At 35.8% G+C, this 21087-nt stretch carries 14 protein-coding genes and 1 pseudogene; 13 read left to right on the top strand and 2 right to left on the bottom strand.

Annotated elements, in window-relative coordinates; translation table 11 throughout:
• Window position 1: 1 nt before the first annotated feature.
• The 5 genes from sufD to V192_RS0101210 all read left to right on the top strand — a co-directional run bounded on the left by sufD (window position 2) and on the right by V192_RS0101210 (window position 4738).
• Window positions 2-1288, top strand: coding sequence for a Fe-S cluster assembly protein SufD (sufD, locus tag V192_RS0101190; protein ID WP_025868574.1), 1287 nt, complete (start codon window positions 2-4; stop codon window positions 1286-1288).
• Window positions 1285-2520 (top strand): cysteine desulfurase, encoded by a 1236-nt coding sequence (locus V192_RS0101195; RefSeq protein WP_025868575.1) that lies wholly within the window; start codon window positions 1285-1287, stop codon window positions 2518-2520. Before sufD ends, V192_RS0101195 begins: the two co-directional genes overlap by 4 nt.
• Entirely contained in the window at window positions 2507-2974 is a 468-nt protein-coding gene (sufU, locus tag V192_RS0101200) for a Fe-S cluster assembly sulfur transfer protein SufU (RefSeq protein WP_025868576.1), read from the top strand. Before V192_RS0101195 ends, sufU begins: the two co-directional genes overlap by 14 nt.
• Before the next feature lie 74 nt (window positions 2975-3048).
• Window positions 3049-4443, top strand: coding sequence for a Fe-S cluster assembly protein SufB (gene sufB, locus V192_RS0101205; protein WP_010772886.1), 1395 nt, complete (start codon window positions 3049-3051; stop codon window positions 4441-4443).
• A 76-nt stretch (window positions 4444-4519) separates the two neighbouring features.
• Complete coding sequence (locus tag V192_RS0101210; RefSeq protein ID WP_025868577.1) at window positions 4520-4738, top strand: hypothetical protein; 219 nt, start codon at window positions 4520-4522, stop codon at window positions 4736-4738.
• Window positions 4739-4915: 177 nt separating this feature from the next.
• On the opposite strand, the gene V192_RS0101215 is transcribed toward V192_RS0101210, so the two are convergent.
• A complete protein-coding gene (locus tag V192_RS0101215) occupies window positions 4916-5227 on the bottom strand; it encodes a hypothetical protein (RefSeq protein WP_025868578.1) in 312 nt (103 codons plus the stop codon).
• Window positions 5228-5328: 101 nt separating this feature from the next.
• On the opposite strand from V192_RS0101215, the gene V192_RS0101220 reads away from it, so the two are divergent.
• From V192_RS0101220 to V192_RS0101245, 6 genes and pseudogenes are all read left to right on the top strand, one after another.
• Window positions 5329-5553 carry a helix-turn-helix domain-containing protein gene (locus tag V192_RS0101220; RefSeq protein ID WP_420834547.1) on the top strand — a complete coding sequence of 75 codons (225 nt, stop codon included), beginning with the start codon at window positions 5329-5331 and terminating at the stop codon, window positions 5551-5553.
• Window positions 5554-5750: 197 nt separating this feature from the next.
• On the top strand, window positions 5751-7601 hold the full coding sequence (locus tag V192_RS0101225; protein ID WP_025868580.1) for a DUF262 domain-containing protein: 1851 nt from the start codon (window positions 5751-5753) through the stop codon (window positions 7599-7601).
• A 164-nt stretch (window positions 7602-7765) separates the two neighbouring features.
• Window positions 7766-9360: pseudogene (locus V192_RS18950) on the top strand (type I restriction-modification system subunit M).
• Window positions 9350-10570: a restriction endonuclease subunit S gene (locus tag V192_RS0101235; RefSeq protein WP_025868581.1), complete on the top strand. Its 1221-nt coding sequence runs from the start codon at window positions 9350-9352 to the stop codon at window positions 10568-10570. Before V192_RS18950 ends, V192_RS0101235 begins: the two are co-directional and overlap by 11 nt.
• 11 nt (window positions 10571-10581) lie before the next feature.
• Window positions 10582-13749 carry a type I restriction endonuclease subunit R gene (locus V192_RS0101240; protein WP_025868582.1) on the top strand — a complete coding sequence of 1056 codons (3168 nt, stop codon included), beginning with the start codon at window positions 10582-10584 and terminating at the stop codon, window positions 13747-13749.
• The gene (locus tag V192_RS0101245; RefSeq protein ID WP_239644538.1) at window positions 13750-16503 is read left to right on the top strand and encodes an AbiH family protein; all 2754 of its coding nucleotides are present in this window, start codon (window positions 13750-13752) and stop codon (window positions 16501-16503) included.
• Window positions 16504-16715: 212 nt separating this feature from the next.
• Here V192_RS0101245 and V192_RS0101250 read toward each other — a convergent pair whose 3' ends face one another.
• Window positions 16716-16982, bottom strand: a complete 267-nt coding sequence (locus V192_RS0101250) for a hypothetical protein (protein WP_025868584.1) — start codon at window positions 16980-16982, stop codon at window positions 16716-16718.
• 1266 nt (window positions 16983-18248) lie between these two features.
• Between V192_RS0101250 and V192_RS0101255 the strand changes: the two genes are divergently transcribed.
• Window positions 18249-19100 carry a PRD domain-containing protein gene (locus V192_RS0101255; protein ID WP_025868585.1) on the top strand — a complete coding sequence of 284 codons (852 nt, stop codon included), beginning with the start codon at window positions 18249-18251 and terminating at the stop codon, window positions 19098-19100.
• A 103-nt stretch (window positions 19101-19203) separates the two neighbouring features.
• A complete protein-coding gene (locus tag V192_RS0101260) occupies window positions 19204-21075 on the top strand; it encodes a beta-glucoside-specific PTS transporter subunit IIABC (RefSeq protein WP_025868586.1) in 1872 nt (623 codons plus the stop codon).
• The last annotated feature ends 12 nt before the right edge of the window (window positions 21076-21087 follow it).

The raw sequence follows: 21087 nt of genomic DNA on the forward strand, positions 1-21087 counted from the left end.
AATGAAGGAAATAACAACAGCGAATTATCTTGACGACGTTAAAGCTTTTTCAGCCCGTAACGAAGAACCTACTTGGATGACCGACTTACGTGTAGCGGCTTTAGAAAAAGCTGAAAACTTAGAATTACCAAAGATCGAACGTGTGAAATTTCACCGTTGGCCTTTGTTTAACGTGAATACTGAAGAGTATGCACCTGAAACAATGAACATCCCAAGCTTTGACGCAATGAAAGACAATCCAGTAATCGTGCAACAAGGGTCGATCACAGCGTTTGAACAACTTTCAGCAAAATTAGCCGATCAAGGCGTGATTTTCACAGATATGTTCACAGCACTACAAGAACATGGTAATTTAGTCAAAGAATACTATATGAAAAAAGCGGTTGAAATGGATGAAGATAAATTAACAGCTTTCCATACAGCCTTTATGAATAGCGGTGTGTTCTTATATGTACCGAAAAATGTTGTGATTGAAGAACCGATCGAAGCAATCTTTATCCAAGATTCAGCGAGTGAAGAATCGTTCTTCAAACATGTCTTGATCGTAGCGGACGAACATAGTGAATTCAGCTATTTAGAACGATTCCAAACAATTGGCGATCAAAAAGTCAAAGTGTCAGCGAATATCGTGGTTGAAGTGATTGCCAAAGCTGGTGCAAAAGTGAAATACTCTGCTGTAGACCAATTAGGTGAAAATGTTTCAACGTACATGAATCGTCGTGGACATATCATGCGTGATGCGTCTGTTGATTGGGCGTTAGGCGTGATGAATGATGGTGACGTGGTTGCTGATTTTGATTCAGATTTAGTAGGCGAAGGCGCTCATTCAGAAGTAAAAGTTGTGGCAATCAGTGCTGGCAAACAAACACAAGGAATTGACACTCGTGTAACCAATAAAGCTTCTCATTCAGTAGGTCACATTCTACAACACGGAGTTATCCGTGAGCGTGGTACTTTAACATTTAACGGAATTGGTCACATCTTAAAAGGAGCTAAAGGGGCAGATGCCCAACAAGAAAGTCGTGTCTTAATGCTTTCTGACAAAGCCCGTGGCGATGCGAACCCAATTCTATTGATCGATGAAAATGAAGTAACCGCTGGACATGCAGCCAGTGTTGGTCGTGTCGATCCAGAAGAAATGTACTATTTAATGAGTCGTGGCTTACGTAAAGATGATGCGGAACGTTTGGTTATTCGCGGCTTCTTAGGTTCAGTGATCACAGCGATTCCTGTTAAGGATGTTCAAAAAGAATTTGTAGACGTAATCGAAGGGAAGTTGAATGCATGATAAACGCAGATAAGATTCGGCAGCAGTTTCCCATCTTGTTTCAAGAAGTAAATGACGAGCCGCTTGTTTATCTGGATAATGCAGCAACAACTCAAAAGCCTAAAGCAGTTTTAGATAGACTGACTTACTATTACGAACACGATAATGCCAATGTCCACCGTGGTGTGCATACGTTGGCAGAACGTGCGACGAAAGATTATGAAGAAGCTCGTGAAAAAGTTAGAGCCTTTATCAATGCCAAAGAAACAGCCGAAACGCTTTTTACCCGAGGCACAACGACAAGTTTAAACTGGGTTGCCAAAAGCTACGGTGATTTAGCGGTCGAAGCAGGGGATGAAATCGTGATTTCTTATATGGAACATCACTCTAATATCATTCCTTGGCAACAACTAGCGGAACGCAAAGGCGCAACCTTAAAATATATCGAGATCACAGCAGATGGCTTTTTAGATATGGAAAGCGCGAAAAAACAAATCACGGATAAAACCAAGATTGTTTCTATCGCTCATGTATCGAATGTTTTAGGCGTGATCAATCCAGTAGAAGAGTTGGCAGAGTTGGCTCATAGTCACGGTGCTGTCTTAGTTGTCGATGGTGCTCAAGCGGTACCGCATATGCCAGTGGATGTTCAAGCAATCAATGCTGATTTTTATGCATTCAGTGGGCATAAAATGTGTGGTCCGACTGGAATTGGTGTATTATATGGAAAACGCGAATTACTAGATCAAATGGAACCCGTAGAATTCGGTGGTGAAATGATCGATTTCGTGAATTTGTATGATAGTACGTGGAAAGAATTGCCTTGGAAATTTGAGGCAGGAACACCCAATATTGCAGGAGCGATCGCTTTAGGTGCGGCAATCGATTTTCTAACAGAGATTGGCTTAGAAGAAATTCATCAACATGAAGCTGAATTAGTGGCTTACGTGTTGCCAAAACTATTGGCGATTGAAGGTCTGACAATTTACGGACCGCAAGATCCAGACCATCATACAGGCGTTTTGGCGTTTAATTTAGATGGCTTACATCCGCATGATACAGCGACGGCATTAGATATGGAAGGCGTGGCAGTTCGTGCAGGACATCATTGTGCACAGCCATTACTGAAATATTTAGATGTTCCAGCGACCGCTCGTGCGAGTTTCTATCTCTATAATACCAAAGCAGATGCGGATCGATTGATCGAAGCAATTTTAGCGACAAAGGAGTTTTTCCAACATGGCTCTATCTAGATTAGATAATTTATACCGTCAAGTGATTTTAGATCATTCCAGCCATCCTCATCATCATGGAACGTTGGCAGAATCAAGCAAGAAAATCGAAATGAATAACCCAACTTGTGGCGATGTGATCGAATTGCAAGTGGCTATTCAAGACAATGTTATTAAAGATATTGCGTTTAGCGGAAGCGGTTGTTCGATCAGTACTGCGAGTGCTAGCATGATGACAGATGCGGTGATCGGGAAGACATTAGCCGAAGCAGAACAGTTGGCTGAAGATTTTTCTCAATTGGTACAAGGAAATGAAGTGTCAGAAGAAGAAAAATTAGGTGACGCAGCAATGCTTAGTGGTGTAGCAAAATTCCCAGCACGGATCAAATGTGCAACATTAGCTTGGAAAGCATTAGAACAAGCAGTTGAAAATGACGGACAAGGAACCGCAGGACAATTACACTGCGAAGAATAGAAAATTAGTGAGAAATCAAATAACTCGAAACTAATCGTTTGATTCTCAACCTAAGAAAGTGAGCGTGAGATAATTTGAGTACTGTACCTGAGTTAGAAGAATATCAATTTGGTTTCCATGATGATGTGAAACCAATTTTCAGTACGGGAAATGGACTAACAGAGGAAGTCGTTAGAGAAATTTCACGTAAGAAAGAAGAACCAGAATGGATGTTAGAGTTCCGACTGAAATCATTGGAACAATTCAACAAAATGGCTATGCAAGAATGGGGACCTGATTTATCTGATATCGATTTTGAAAAAATCAAATATTTCCAAAGAGCTAGTGACAAACCCGCTCGTGATTGGGATGATGTACCAGATAAAATCAAAGAAACGTTTGAAAGAATCGGAATTCCAGAAGCAGAACGTGCGTATCTAGCTGGAGCTTCAGCGCAATATGAATCAGAAGTGGTTTACCACAACATGAAAGAAGAATTCCAAAAATTAGGAATCATCTTTACAGATACAGATTCAGCGTTGAAAGAATACCCAGATATATTCAAAAAATACTTCGCAAAATTAGTCCCACCAACAGATAACAAATTAGCTGCATTAAACTCAGCAGTTTGGTCTGGTGGAACGTTTATCTATGTGCCAAAAGGGGTTCGTGTGGATGTCCCATTACAAACATACTTCCGAATCAATGCGGAAAACACAGGACAATTTGAACGTACGCTGATCATTGTGGATGAAGGCGCAAGTGTTCACTACGTAGAAGGCTGTACAGCGCCTACGTATACAAGCAATAGCTTACACGCAGCGATCGTTGAGATCTTTACTCATAAAGATGCCTATACACGTTATACAACGATCCAAAACTGGTCTGATAACGTTTATAACTTGGTAACAAAACGTGCTAAAGCTTATGAAGGTGCCACTGTTGAGTGGATCGATGGAAACTTAGGGGCTAAAACAACGATGAAATACCCAAGTGTTTATCTTGATGGAAAAGGTGCTCGCGGTACAATGCTTTCGATTGCATTTGCTGGGGAAAACCAAATTCAAGATACAGGGGCGAAAATGATTCATAATGCACCAAACACTTCAAGTTCGATCGTTTCTAAATCAATTGCGAAAGACGGCGGTGAAGTGAATTACCGTGGTCAAGTAACGTTTGGGAAAGATAGTGCTGGCTCGATTTCACATATTGAGTGTGATACGATCATTATGGATGACAAATCGAAATCTGATACGATTCCGTTTAATGAGATTCATAACAGTCAAGTAGCGTTGGAGCATGAAGCGAAAGTTTCGAAAATTTCGGAAGAGCAGCTTTATTACTTGATGAGTCGTGGGTTGACTGAGGTTGAAGCGACTGAGATGATCGTTATGGGATTTGTGGAGCCGTTTACGAAGGAATTACCGATGGAGTATGCGGTTGAACTTAATAGATTGATTTCCTATGAGATGGAAGGGTCAGTTGGATAATACTTTATATAGGCTAGAAACACTAGTATAACAGTGTTTCTAGCTTTTTCTATTTGCTGAAAATCATTTTGATGTAATGGACGAAGAGAATAAGCTGATCCAAGTCAAAATGAAGCAACAGAAAACGAAAAATAGAAGTGCATTTTTAATAGAAAGAAGCATTGACGGTTATGTTGTTGTAATTGATGATTGCCATGTGAAAAAACGCATCTTTTTGATTAATAAAATCAATCGTGTTGGAAAAAATAGCTCTAATCAAATCTTTCATAATGAAATTACTTTGCTTAAAAAATAAGTTGCAGATTTTTTAGCAATACAAAAATCTATTATAGAGAAATAGAGGAAATGTTGCATCATATAACATTATAAAAGAAGCCAACAGTCATAATGTTTTCCTAAAATCACTGTTGACTTCTCTTATTTGGCATGTGCTTTTGTTAGTATACGGGAACTCACAAAATAGCAATTAAAATCATTTCGAGCATTTGACCTTTTCTTTTTTCATTAATTGGCCCAGTTGTGTTTCTAATCGGTCAATACAGGTTGAGAAATCATCCATAAATGAACCAAAAATTTGAGATATGGAGTAGTAATCTCTGGCAATTTTTTTCTTGTCTAGTGGTAGTTTTCGGTTTGCAAAGTGTTTATCGACTATTTCTAATATTTCTGTCCATGATTCAAGCTGTTCGAGGGTGTCTTTCATCGCATACATGTCTTGGTAGGACACTTGTTTGATGGGTTGCTTGTTATTGGTTGTTAAAACAGTTGCTTTATTCTCTATCATAATTTGTTAATCCTTTCTATAATTGTTTGTATATCAATAATATCTGTATTGCAGATAAATGTCAACATCTTTATTACAGATATTTATAATGGAGTTGGGTGATGAAGATGAAATATGTAAATATTAGATCGATAAGAGAAGATAATGATATAACACAACAAGAAATGGCAAAATTGTTGAATGTGTCACAAAATACTTATTCTCAATATGAAACTGGAAAAATAGAATGGACGGCCAGTACTCTAATTAAAATAGCCGATTATTTTGATGTGAGTATTGATTATCTGCTTGATAGAACGAAGAATAAAAGCGTGTATAAAAAATAAATTTTCTCCTGTAAGCAAAACAGCGGCTCTGGGTGATTATCTCACGTTTTATTAAACAGGGGAAATGGACAAAAATCGTAACACTAGTTTGATAAAATCTATGCACGAAATAAAATGAGCAACGACTTGTTGTGTATGATATACTGGTCATTGAGAAGAGAACAGGATTAAATTTACTATATTGGAGAGAACTGTATATGGCGACAACTATTGAAGTAAACAAACAAAGTGTAAAGCAGTTGCTTGAATCTGGAAAAAAACAAAGATTTGTTATACCAGAATATCAAAGATCCTACGCTTGGACAGATGAACAAATTCAAGTCTTATTTGACGATTTGGTAGAATACACAGAAGAGAATTTGGACTATGCGAAAGATGGTACTGGTCACACTAAAAATAAGCACGAAAGTACGTATTTTTTAGGGACTATCGTATCTTATGAAAATGATAGAAATGAACAAGAAATCATTGACGGCCAACAACGAATCACGTCGCTGTTTCTTTTGTTGCGTGCGCTTTATACTAAATTGAAAAGTATGGCTGAAACACCAGAAGTTAAAAATTTTAAGACACAGATTGAAGCTTGTCTTTGGGAACAGGATGAACTGACTGCTGAAGTAGATTATGAAAAAACATTGATTGTTTCAAAAGTAATGGGGGACGCAGGCAATGAAGTTTTTTCTTCTATCTTAATCACAGGAAAAACAGAAAAGCAGGCAAAAGACAACTATTCGTTAAACTATGAGCTGTTTGTAGAACTGATTGAAAAGTATGCTACAGCGCAGCCAGAACTGCTATTTCGATTTATGCATAACACGTTAAATAAAGCCATTTTACTACCCATTACGGCAGATTCCCAAGACACTGCCTTAACCATCTTTTCAACTTTAAATGATCGTGGGCTGGCCCTTTCGGATGCGGATATTTTTAAAGCAAAAATCTATAACCATTTAGATCAAAACGGTAAAGAAGAATTTATTGAATTTTGGCAACAGTTGGATGAAGAAGCCAGCAATGCAAACGAGAGCATTCAAAAATTATTCTATTATTATATGTTTTATCTAAGAGCACTTGATAATGATCGGAATACAACAACGCCGGGGATTCGAAAATACTATTCAAAAAATAATTTCGAACGTTTATATAAAAAAGATGTAATGAAGAATCTAAACACGATTTTAAATTTATGGCTCGTCATCAATAATCGAATTGAGCTTGAAGAGGAAAGCTGGTCTAAGAATATCGAGATTAACCAGGTACTGGATGGATTGACCTCATATCCAAATGAATTTTGGAAATATCCTGTCGTGATTTATTATTTGCGCTATCATGACAAGGAAAATTTTGAATTCGCGTTTTTACAATTTTTGAAACGTTTATTTGCTGTTCTTTCGGCACGCTATATTATTACGCCAACAATTAATGCAGTGAAACGAAGTATTCTAAATTTAAATGCTGAAATTATCCAATCAGCAACTCCTAAATTTGACTTTAATGAAATCGATGAAAAGGAATTGAAGGATAAAATCAAAACGGCTCATCGCAATACCGTTCGAATGATGTTAAAAATCCTTGCCTATCAACACCAAAATACGTTGCTTCCGGAAAAATGGGAAATCGAGCATATTTTACCTCAAAAATGGCAGTCAAGTTATTTTCCGCCAAATTCCGATACGGAAGTCAAAGAGCTTGTGGAACATTTGGGCAATAAAATTCCCTTTGAAAAAAAATTAAATGTGATTGCAAGTAATGGCTACTTTATGAAAAAGAAGGAAAGCTACCAGAAATCGGATGTTCAAATTGTCCTTGATCTTTCAAAAGATCATATAGACTGGGGCTTAGACGAAATTCGTGAACGAGACATTCGAATTTCTGATGAGTTATTTGAGTTGCTAAATGATTGGGGCTTGAATCAAGTCGATGAGTGTGAAACGCAGGTTCAGCTAATGGAACTTCCAGTTGAGCGCTTAGCAGATTATCAGCAATTTATTCAACTGTTTAAGCGAGATGATAACAACGAAACACGTCAAATGTTTTTAGAAATTTAGTCTGACAGGATTGTCTGAAAAAATCAATTTATTTTCTAGTGAGGACTATTTAATAAATTGATTTTTTCGCAGTTAGAAGAAACAGCCATGGCAATCTGTCTCACTTTTTTAATAGAAAAATGGTACAATAAATAAGGTGAAAAGAAAAGTAGGAGCGTGTAATCATGGGAGTAGAATTAAACCAGCGTTTATTTAGTGCAGCGGACAGCCTTCGCAGTAAAATGGATGCCTCAGAATATAAAAATTATTTGTTAGGCCTAATCTTTTACAAATATCTATCAGATAACTTACTAGATAAGCTTGTCGATTTGTCTGGTGAATCAAGGACAGAATACGATACAATCGAAAAACAAACTGCTCTTTATCGTGAACTGTTATCTGATGAAGAGACAAAAGACGATTTAATTGCAACGTTAGTGGACACTTTAGGCTATGATATAGAGCCGGACTATTTATTCAACATTTTAGCTAAGCAAGCCAAACAGAACACTTTCCAATTAAAGGATTTGAGACATGGTTTTCTTCAGCTATCAACGAAATACGACCAATTTAATGGTTTATTTGATGATGTAGATTTAGAATCAAAAAAATTAGGTTCGGATGATCAGCAGCGAAATATTACGATCACTGAAGTCTTAAAAAAGTTAAATGATATCGATGTTCTTGGACATGAAGGAGATGTCATTGGAGATGCCTATGAATACCTAATCGGTGAATTTGCCTCAGAAGCAGGCAAAAAAGCAGGGGAATTCTATACTCCGCATATGGTTTCTGATATGATGGCGCAAATTGTGGCGCTAGGACAGGAAGCTAAAAATTTATTTAGCGTATTTGACCCAACCATGGGCTCAGGCTCTTTAATGTTAAATGTGCGCCACTATTTAAACAATCCAGAAACAGTTAAATATCATGGACAAGAGTTGAATACTACCACCTATAATTTAGCAAAAATGAATTTAATTTTACATGGGGTAGATAAAGAAGATATGCGTTTGCGTAATGGCGATACGCTAAATAAAGATTGGCCCTCAGATGAGCCTATACCTTTGATTCTGTGGTGATGAATCCGCCTTATTCAGCAAAATGGTCAGCGGATGATACCTTTTTAGACGATTCTCGTTTTAACCGTTATGGCAAATTAGCACCAAAATCAAAAGCCGATTTCGCTTTTCTGCTACATGGCTATTATCATTTGAAAGACACGGGGACGATGGCGATTGTCTTGCCCCATGGTGTCCTATTCCGTGGTGCAGCGGAAGGCGTTATTCGTAAAAAGTTGCTAGAAGATGGCAGTATTTATGCAGTCATTGGCATGCCGGCGAATCTTTTCTTTGGCACATCGATTCCAACAACCGTGATTGTTTTGAAAAAAAATCGCAAAACCAGAGATGTGCTGTTTATTGATGCCAGCAACGATTTCGTAAAAGGAAAAAATCAAAACAAACTCTCAAAAGAAAATATAGATTGCATTATTGCTGCGTATAAAGAGCGGAAAACAATCGAAAAATATGCCTATTTAGCAAGTTTTGAAGATATTGAAAATAACGAGTATAACTTAAATATTCCAAGATATGTGGATACGTTTGAAGAGGAAGAACTTGTTGACATGGTAAACGTAGGTCAGGAAATCAAAAAAATTCGCGAAGAAAAAAAACAGTTAGAAACAAGCTTATTTGAAGCGATTTCCTCTTTACAAGTGAAACCAGAAGACCAAGAATGGCTCAAAGCTGCGTTAGAGGTGTTTAAACATGATGAATAAAAAACAGCCAGAAATTCGTTTTCCGGGATTTGATGGGGATTGGAAGCAGTATGAATTGGGAGAAATGCTAGAAGAACGTAATGAACAAATTATAGAAAGTGATGAATATCCATTAATGTCATTTGTTCAAGGTGTGGGTGTTACTCCAAAAGGTGAAAGATATGATCGCAGCTTTTTAGTGAAAGATGATAAAAAGAAATATAAAAAAACAGAATTGGGTGATTTTATTTATAGTTCTAATAATCTTGAAACTGGTTCAATAGGATTTAACAAGACTGGAAAAGCTGTTATTTCTCCTGTATATAGTATTTTTTCTTCTAAAACTAAACTTGAAAGCCAATTCATTGGAATAATGTCAACCCGTAAAGACTTTATAAACAAAATGATCCATTACAGGCAAGGCGTCGTTTATGGGCAGTGGAGAATTCATGAAAAAGATTTTTTAAATATTAAAGTAAATATTCCAGTGGAAAAAGAACAAAAAGAAATCATAGAGTTCTTCAAACAGCTTGATGATACTATTGATCTTCATCAGCAAAAACTTATTAATCTCAAACAAACAAAACAAGTTTTTTTACAAAAAATGTTTCCAGAAGAGGGTAAAAAAGTACCAGAGATTCGCTTTCCAGGATTTACTGATACTTGGGAACTGCGTAAGTTGGAGGATATTTCCGATAAAATTATTGAGAAGAATAAAGAGAATAATTTTACTGAGACATTAACTAATTCTGCTGAATATGGAATTATCAATCAACGTGAATTTTTTGATAAAGATATTTCTAATGAAAAAAATTTAAATGGATATTATATTGTTAGGCAAGATGATTTTGTTTATAATCCACGCATTTCAAATTATGCACCAGTGGGGCCGATTAAGCGCAACAAATTAGGAAGAACCGGTGTGATGTCACCCTTATATTATGTTTTTCGAACATATGATGTAGATAAAAATTTTTTAGAATATTACTTTGATACAACAATCTGGCATAAATTCATGAAACTGAATGGTGACTCAGGTGCAAGAGCAGATCGATTTGCGATAAAAGATTCAACTTTTAAAGAATTGCCAATTCCATATCCTAGTTTAACTGAACAAAAACGTATTGGTGTATTTTTAGATAAATTGACAAGCACTATCGCTCTTCATCAACGTGAATTAGACTTACTACAAGAAACTAAAAAAGCCTTTCTTCAAAAAATGTTTATCTAGGAGGTGACAAGTTGGCTAACATCAATCATCGTGAAGAAGCTGAAATCGAAAGCCATTTGATTAAAGTCTTAGGTGAGGGACATAATCAATGGACTTACCGCCCAGAATTCAAATCAGAAGCGGATCTTTGGCAGAATCTTCGAGATAAAATCACACAGAATAATCTTGCTGAAATCGGGGAACATCCGTTAACCGATAAGGAATTCGACGCAATCAAAACAGCATTATTACTAAAAACAAAAACGCCGTTTGAGGCTGCTAAATGGTTGAAAGGTGAGAACGGCATTGCACGACTCACCATTGATCGTGAAGAGATTTCCCTAGGCTCTATGTCTCTCATCCTCTACTCGAATCAAGATGTTGGAGGCGGTATTTCAACCTATGAAGTGGTGCATCAAATTGCCAAGCAGCGTAGTAGTGCAGAAGAAAGAGACCGTCGTTTCGATGTCACCTTGTTAATTAGCGGCTTGCCAATTGTTCAAATTGAATTAAAACAGGTTACGGCGAAAGATGGCGTTTATCAAGCGTTTCATCAAATTAAAAAATACGCAGAAGAAGGCGTGTTTCGCCAGAACATTTTTTCAACGGTTCAATTATTTATTGTCTCCAATGAACAGACCACTCGGTATTTTGCCAATGCACTGCCGAAAGAGCTGCACCGTAAATTTCTATTTAGTTGGCGTACGAAGGACAATAAAAAAGTGGAGAATCTCTATGAGTTTTGTAAACAAGTCTTAAATATTCCAGATGCCCATCGATTGATTGCCAATTATACCATTGTTAGTGAAGATCAAGATGATAAAACCTTGATGGTGTTACATCCGTACCAAATTCATGCAATCGAATCACTCTTTGTAGCAGCCAACAAGCATCAATCTGGGTATGTTTGGCATGCGACAGGTTCAGGGAAAACCTTAACAAGCTTTGTTTCTACTAAATTACTAGCTCGAAAATCAGGCATTGATCGTACGATTATGCTCGTCGACAGAAAGGATTTGGATAGTCAAACAACAAGTGAATTTACGAAGTTTGCGTCTGAATTTAACACAGGGATATCTTCTGGAGAGGCAAAAGCCAACAGTTTGATCGTTGGAACAGATAATCATAAAGATTTAAGTAATACCTTGCTTGCAGATGCAAACTCGAATGTCATTATTGTTACAACGCGTCAAAAATTGGATGCTGCTTTGAAGTATGCGAAGAAGCAGGAAGCCAAAAAAGGAACAAACCGTTTTGAAAAACTCATGGGCCAACACATTGTTTTTATTGTAGATGAATGTCACCGAGCATTAAGTGCGGAAAATATGGAAAAAATTAAAGAATTTTTCCCTAATTCTACTTGGTTTGGCTTTACTGGAACGCCTATTTTTGAAGTGAATAAAAAGCAAGTAAAAGGGCAACTGGCACGAACAACTTACGATCAATACGGAGAAAACCTCCACACTTATACAATTAAAAATGCACTAGAAGACGGGGCGGTATTAGGCTTTCAAGTGGAGCATGAGAATACGATTGAACCAGTGTCGCTAGACAATCAAATTTATCGACAATTACAAGTCGTGGAAAAATATGCAGACTATAGTTCTGAACAAATCAATCAACTAATCGATCAAATGGATGGACGGACAAAAGAACGGTATATTGAAAATACGACCTATGAAGACGCCGCCCATATTGATAAAGTGATCCGGAAAATATTTCGCCCGGATAATGCCTATACAAAGTTTGATTTTATGGGTGGACGTCCAACTAAGTCCGCTATTTTAACTACAAGCTCAATTGAAATGGCCAAACGTTATTACAAAGCTATAAAAAAATTGACCAAAGACACAAATTGGCTGAAAACAGAATTTCCAAATCACCCAATCCGTGAAGGTCGAACCATGGAAGATCCTGATTTCCCTCGAATTGCGATTACGTATTCATTAGATGAAAACGATGATAACGCAAAGCAAAAACAAGATGAGATGCAAGAGATTATTCAAGAGTACAATCGTTATTACCGCACGGCATGGTCAATTACGGATATTGAACGCTATAATGGCGATATTAACAATCGATTAGCTCGTAAAAAAGCAGAATTCAAACAATTTGGCCATCAGATTGATCTGGTGATTGTGGTTGACCGCTTATTGACTGGGTTTGATGCACCGACAATTCAAACGTTATTCGTTGATCGTCATTTAGAATATGCTGGATTAATTCAAGCTTTTTCTCGGACAAATCGCACCTATCCAGAGAAGTCCAAAGGGTTGATAGTGACATTCCGTAAACCTTATACAATGGAACAAAATGTCAAAGCTGCGACGAAACTTTACTCTGAAGCAAAAGAAGAATCAGGCTTGATTTATCCAACCTATAAAGAGTCAAAAAAACGGTTCAAAAAAGCCTATCAACTCATGGAAGAATTTACCCGTTTGCATGGTGAGATAGATGAACATGACACAATCGAAACACGAATAGAGTATGTTCAAGCGTTTCAAGCGTTAAATCATGCGTATGATGCATTGGTTACTTATGATGAGTATAACAATGACATGGAAAAATCATCAGTATTGCCAAATCAAGTAAGTCTTCTTGAAGAGCAAATTGGGCTTTACCAAACAATAAAGGGCTCTTTGATGGAAACCGAACCTGTTGGAAACGGAACAGATGATAAAGCTGATTTTTCAGGGATTGCATTTTATAATGACAATGCGACTAAGTTGTATGATATTGACTCTACGTATATCGATCAGCTGTTGGGAACATATGCAGCGAATAATCCAGATGTACGAGAAGAAATTGAAAAGGCCTTACAAAAGTTAAATAAAACAGAGCTCGTAAAAGAAGTCTATCGTGGGATTTTGAATGGGATTGATACTGGAGAAGTGAATCAAGAGGAAGACATTTTTACCATTAAACGCGCGTTCTTTACGAAAGTTAGAGATCAAGCTATTGCCAACTTCTCGAAAGAATGGTTTGTTTCAGAAGCTGAACTCCATTCATCAGCGATTCAATATGTTTTTGGAGAAGAACTAATCCCTAATATGCGTGGAATTATTGAAAGTAAAGAATATGATGCATACAAAGTGGTCCATCCAGAAGTCAAACCCTTTCAATACCCGCAAGCCATGAAACGTGCATGGCGAGTTATGTTAGATGAACAAATTGTACCGTTGGATGATGAGTTGAGGTAGGTGGAAAATAAGATGGAAGAGTTGGGTATAGAGGAAACCATTCCAAAAAAAGAACACAAAATTGTTGTGATTGGCAATGGTTTGGATATAAGTTTAGGGTTAAAGACTTCCTATCAACATTTTATTGACTATATCAAAGATCGACATCATTTCTCAGAGGATTTAGAACTTTATGAGTATAATCGGTTATTTTTGAGAAAGTATGAAGATTTTAATTTGAATTGGTCAGATTTTGAAAGTTTGTATGAAGAAACGGTCAGAAAGGTGAATAATCGTGCACAGCATGAAGACTTACAAGATTCTTTTGAAATTACGGGGATCAATGATGCAATTACGGCACTGGAAAAAGACTTCTATGACTATGTTTCTGATGAATATCAAAAATGGCTGCAACAAAATACTGTACCGCAATATGGTTCAGAATTTAAAAAGTTTTCCAAAAAAGTTAATCCTTTTATTCAAAAACTAATGAAAGATGAGGATGCCTTTTTCATTAATTTTAACTACACAGATACCTTAGAGGATTTGTGTGAAGATATTCTTTACGATGGCAGTGAAGACAAAATACAGCTGTCAACGAAGCAAGTCAGGCAGGCAAAAGAGAGAATTGCACACATTCATGGAAGTATTGAAGATGAAAATATTCTTTTTGGCGGTGGTTTTGCAGATAGAGAAGATACAAGAAGTATTCACTACTCTAAATCGCTATTGAATGATAAATTATTTAGAATTAAAGAAAATGATAAGCTAAATACAACGCGTAAAAATATTATGGATGAATTAGAAACAAAGAAAAAACACTTTGATCTTTATATTATTGGACATTCATTACAAGGAAGCGATTTTCCCTTCTTGAGTAAAATGTTACTTGACGCAAAAAGGGTATTTATTTTTTATTATGAAGCAGATTATACGACGAAAATGGAAGAACTGATTAGGGAATTAGGCTCTTCGATTGTTGAAAAAATTGTTTTGGTTCCGTTTTTAGAAATTTTATTAGAGAATCAATTAGTCATTGATAGTTATGTTGCTTATAAGGCAATCGAACCTTTTTTAAAGAATAAATTTCCTAAGCAAGAAATACTAGAAGATTTGTCCTTAACAGCACGTCATTTTATATTTAAACATATTACGGAGCTAACTATTACATCTGAAAATGTAGAGACTGTCCTTAACTTGATAGAAAAACTTCAAGAAAATAGAATACCTATTCGTATTAAAAAAGTGTGTTTTTCAGGTACATTAAAGGAGGAGTATCTAAATAGGATAAAAAATTCTAAAGCATTTATGAATTTACTGTCCTCTATTGAGAAAGCATATTTTAAAAATACTGGTATTGATATAGAATTTTTAGAAAATCTGTTCCAAGATGCGGATAATATGACTTATATGAGTGTAGATCATTGTACATTGTTGAATAATGGGCTGACAGAGTTAGATATTTCAGTATGTGAGTCATTAGTAAGATTAGAGATTATTGATTCTACGTTTAATCCTGAAAACAAAAATGAAAACTTTATTTTTAACTCTGCTAAATTAGTGAATAATATTGAAAAGCTTGTGATTGAAAAAAACACGAATATTTTTATAGAAAATTCTATTTTGGAAAATGCTAAAAATCTACTTGAAGTTTCCATTGTTTTTTCAGATACAGATACTTATACTATTGAAGCTCATTTAGAAAATGTAGAAATTTTACGAATTGATTGTTCTACGACAGATTTTCCAGCAATCACTGTTGGAAATCATATTAAGGAAATGACGATTACGGGTTATCCAGATGATCGATTACAGTTTTCTTCATTAATGAAAAGCGACGAAAGCTCACTAGGATTTCCTCAGTTCCAATTGTTGCAACTCAATAGCCCAGATAACATTCGGTCATTTGACGAATTAGAAATTGATGTTCTATTGGATGTATTTTCGACAAATATAAAGCTGATTATTGATGAAGAAAGTATTTCAATTATGGAGTATTATAAAAAGTATAAAAGTGTTGCAGTTGATCCATTTTTAATTACAACAAAAGAAATTATGGAAAAAACTTTTACCAGCATACTCAAGCCGGAAGAAACGTTGTCCCAAGAAATCGTTACTGACTTTGAAGAATGGTATGATGATCTATCATCCAAGTTAAATCATACTCAAGAGGATAAAGAACCCCTTTTATCACTGATTCGAGAGCAATTGAGTCATTCAAAAGTTCCAAAGAAAGAGAGTCAAAAGATGACTAATGAAGATACACCTAAAAGTGATTCTGATTCATTAGTAAATAATGAACAACATATTGACTATACAAAAACAGAAAAACTGTTATTTGACTATGCAGAAGCTAAAATTAATTCTGAAGCGTTTATGATTTTCTTGCGAGACGAAAAAAAGAGTCAGATGGTCATCGATATTTACAAACAAATTCTTGATTTAATTGAACATCAGGAATTGACAGAAGCTGAAATTTTCCAACTAAAAGAGCAGCAATTTAAACGTATAAGAGCAGAAATATTTAATCAATTTTCTGAAAAATGGTTTGTTTCAAATGAAGATTTAATGCTTTCAGCAGTACAGTATAAAAAGGGAATGGAGCCTATACCTGCCATTGGTTCTATTATTGATAGTCGAGATTTTAATAAGTATAAAAAAATACATCCTGATGCGAAGAAGTTTAAGTATCCACAACAAATGAAACAAGCTTGGCAGAAAGTATTAGAGGAACAAATAGTACCGTTGAATGAAGAACTTACCTATTTGATGTAGGTATCTTACTGTTATTATTAGTAAGAAAACAAATTTTTTCGTTTCAAATTTAAAAGAACTTTTTTCAAATTATGAATAATTAGATAGTTTGTCTTCAGATTATTTCTAGTCTATAAAATTGAACAGATGAAAACGAGTCCTTAATTTAAGTTTAAAAACTAAATAGGGATTGTTTTCTTTTTGATAGAGATGTTCCCCAAAAGTGCGTATATTTACACTTTATTTCTCTGCATCATCCTCGCCGCAATCTCCTCACTCTCCTTCAAAACCTCCTCAAAATCCCCAGAAAAAACCTGATACAACTGCTGACAAGAATAATACTGCATCCGCATATCCTTCTTATTCCTCGTAACCTTCCCATCAAAAAACTCATCCAAATAAACCAACGACTTCTGCCAAGACCGAAGCTTAATCAACTCACTCCGCACATCCAAAATATCCTGATAAGGGACTGCCTTAAAATTCTGTTCTTTACTCATCACTACACATCCATTCCTATTTTTTTGAAAAACCAACAGGAAAATAAAAAACGATCAGACCTATCTGTGCCTCATCGTGTGCAATAGTTCGCCAAAGAACACATGAAATCGCCAAAAAGATGAAAGAATCCAGCAAAGAGACTAGTAAAATCAATCAAAATTAAGTACAATAAAACATGCGAGTACTTCGGTACGCGCTATCGGCAACTCGGACAAGCAGCGTGAGGCTGTTTATTCGGGGCCTTGCAACGTGATGCCAGTCAGGTTGTAAGGTGCCGTTTTTTATTTTTCTATTTTTAAACTTGTACATCGTTACGTTTATTATCACCACCATCAATAAAAATCAGACCTAGAATAGAAACAAAAAAGGCATTGGCGCAATGTCCAATACCTGAATAAGTCAATAGTACCTTAAAGAAACCTAGCATTTTTTTCTAGTTGTAGCTCAAAAAGAGACACAACAAAAAAGCTAGTGATTCATTTACTATTGGCAAACTTGTGAGGACAGTTTTTGAAGTTTTCAAGACCATTTCCGCTCGGTGCCAGCCAAACAAAAAGGTGCCAAGGATTAAATTGTCATAAAGTTGAGTGATGTTCTGAATCAGGACTTACTCAGCTTTTTTATTTCCATTCTATACACTAAGTATAAATAAAACGACAACGAGAATCAAGGCGAACAGAGAAAAAAGCGAATAAAAATTCGGATTTATTGTACGCAGCTATTAATTTTTAAATAGTCCTGAAGATTAAAAAACTACGTTAGCATGAAATAACAAGATTCATTTACTAAAAGTTCACTCAAAATCTAGTATAAATAGTAGTTAAGTACAAATCAAAGGATGTGCGTGCTAGGTCATTAAATATAGATAAATCAAAATTAATAATCATGGGTGTATAACTTGATTCTCAAAAAGACTTTAAAAGCGCCTGGTACACTTTGAATACAAATATAATTGTAGGCTGGGAACTTAAAAGGGATGATGTATGAGGGATGAAGCAATATATTGTTAGAAAAAATAAAGAACACCTCCACGAATAAATTTTCTATATACTGCACCTCTAACTAAGCACCAAAAACTTTTTCTATTTTTTGTATAAGCGATATGTTAATAAAAAAGTGTGTTGACAACGGTTACAACAACTGCTATTATACGTATATAAGAATACGGACTGTTACTGATTCGATCAGGCATAACCTACGTTTGAAACACATTAAGTAATTAATGCGTGTTTTGGCGTATTTTTTTTGGAGAGGAGGTTATTGTTGTGCAGTTTCACAAGAAAATCAATAATAGTGTTGCTTGGGTGATAGATGATAATGGAGATAAAGTTATTGCTATGGGAAAAGGAATCTCGTTTGGAAAGCAAGCGGGGCAGGAAGTGAAGCATGAGGAAATAGAGCGTGTCTTTCATTCGAATGATGAGGACAAAAAGGAACAAAATGTTCTTTACAAAGCAATTGAAAATATCACCGCAGATACTTTGCTTTTAACAGAAGAGATTAGTGAGCAAGCTGCTGTTGCACTTGGAATTCCTAAATTTGATGATAGTCATTATCTAGCATTGGCTGATCATCTAAGTCATGCACTGAAAAGAAGTGCTAGCGATACATTTGATTATCCAGAGAATCTGCGCTGGGAAGTGAAAAATTTATATCCTAAGGAGCATGAAATAGCGGTTGATAGTTTATATTATATTGAAAAGAAAATAGGAATTCGATTACCTAAAAGTGAGCAGACCTTTTTAACCTATCATTTTGTGAATGCTCAATATGATTCTCGGGTGAATCTTCAATCAATGCAACTAGCGGAATTAATCAATAGAGCCATTGAAATTATTCAATATCATTACCAAATAATCTTAGATCAAAACTCTGTGAATTATATCCGTTTTGTTACACATTTAAGATATTTTATTTTGAGACAGATCAATCATGAAAGCTCAGATAAAATTGATGCTCAATTAATTGATATCGTAAAGAAGAATTATCGAAAATCCTTTCAAGCCGCTGAGAAGGTTGGAAAAATGATTGAAAACAATCAAAAGTGTGAAGTCAATGCGGATGAGTTGTTTTATCTTACGTTACACATTGAAAGAGTCACTGAAAGACAAAAATAGAAAAATGGACTGTTACTGATTCGATCAGGCATGACCAGATATTGCAAAAGGAATAATTCTTTTGTAATGTTTGGTCTTTTATTATTTATAAGGAGTGTTGAAAATGGCAAAATATACAGAATTAGCATCGACATTGATTGAATTGATCGGTGGGAAAAAGAATGTTACAGCTGCATGGCATTGTGTAACACGCTTACGTTTTAATGTGAAAGATGATAGTAAAATTAGAATTGATGCGATTAAGAACACTAAAGGGGTTATGGGCGCTCAATTTTCTGGAGATCAATTTCAAATAATCATTGGTAATGATGTTTCCAACGTCTTTGATGAGGTTGAGGAACAATTAGGAATATTATCAGGTGAAGCAGGAGATGGCAAAGGTAAAAATGGAAATATTGTAAATCAGTTAATGGATACGATTTCCGGGATATTTACCCCTGCTTTGCCTGCATTAGTTGGAACAGGGTTATTAAAAGGTGTGCTTGCATTATGCACTGCTTTTAATTGGCTGCAGCTCGAAAGTACAGGTTACCAAGTATTAAATATTATTGCGGATTGTGCTTTTTATTTCTTGCCATTCATATTAGCCGTTTCTAGTGCTAAAAAGTTTAAAACGAATGAGTATTTAGCGCTTTGTATTGCAGGATCGTTACTTTACCCTTCAATGACAGCGGGAGCTGCTGCATTAATGGCGGGGGAAACAGTTAATCAGTTAAGTTTGTTTGGTATTCTGCCAATTCCTTACTTGACTTATAGCGCATCTGTAATTCCAATCATTTTAGCTACCTATCTTTTAAAATATGTTTATGACTTTGTAAAAAAATGGATGCCAGCTACATTGACTACAATGTTTACCCCTATGTTGACGTTACTAATTGTTATTCCTGTAACATTAATCGTTTTAGGACCAATTGGAACCTATATTGGCGGTGCGTTGGCAGGTGTTATCACTTGGTTATTCAATTCAGCAGGATTCGTTGGTGGTGCAATTATAGGTGCCTTTTATCCATTATTAGTTATGACAGGAATGCACTGGGCAATGTCACCGATTATGATTGATACATTTGCAAAATTTGGCTTTGATAATACACTAATGCCAGCGATGTTAGCAGCAACCTTTGCTATGGCTGGAGCAACTTTTGGTGTATTTCTTAAAACTAAAAATAAGGATATGAAACAACTTTCTTTATCTGCTGGAATGTCAGCAATTTTAGGGATCACTGAACCGGCATTATATGGAGTTGTGTTAAAGCTAAAACGTCCTTTGTATGCAGCGATCGTGAGTGGTGGGATCGTAGGGATATTTTTCAATTTATTTAATGTAAAAACATTTGGTATGGCAATGCCGGGCTTGATTGCAATTCCAGGGTATGTTGATGCGAGTAATGGTCAAAATATCATTATTACTATCGTTGGGTCTCTGGCGGCTTTTCTTATCGCTGCTGGCTTGACTTGGGTATTAGGCTTCAATGAAGACACTTCTCAATCAAAAACGGAAGTAAGTGTGGCGTCAGGCAAACAGCTGAATATCAGTTCTCCTGTATCTGGCGAACTTGTACCAATTGAAACCGTTTCTGATGCTACTTTTTCAGAACAAATCATGGGATACACAGTAGCAATAAACCCAAATAGTAACAAGATTAAGTCTCCCGTTGAAGGTGAAGTGATCATGATAGCTGAAACAAAACATGCGATTGGTTTAAAAAGTGTAGACGGGTTGGAGATCTTGCTTCATTTAGGTATCGATACAGTAGAGCTTCAAGGCAAAGGTTTTGAACCTCAGGTGAAGGTTGGAGACCAGGTTTCGGTAGGCGATTCTATTATGTCTATGGATATCAAGTTTATTAAAGAATCCGGGTATGACCCGGTCGTATTAACAATCATTACGAATAGTAACGATTATTTGAAGGTGCTACCAATACATTCAGAAGATGCTATCAATTTTAGTGATGAATTATCAGTAGTAGTAAGTTAGGAGGAAATAAGA

Origin of the sequence: Enterococcus crotali (assembly GCF_000633635.1) — a bacterium.
GTDB lineage: Bacteria > Bacillota > Bacilli > Lactobacillales > Enterococcaceae > Enterococcus_L > Enterococcus_L crotali.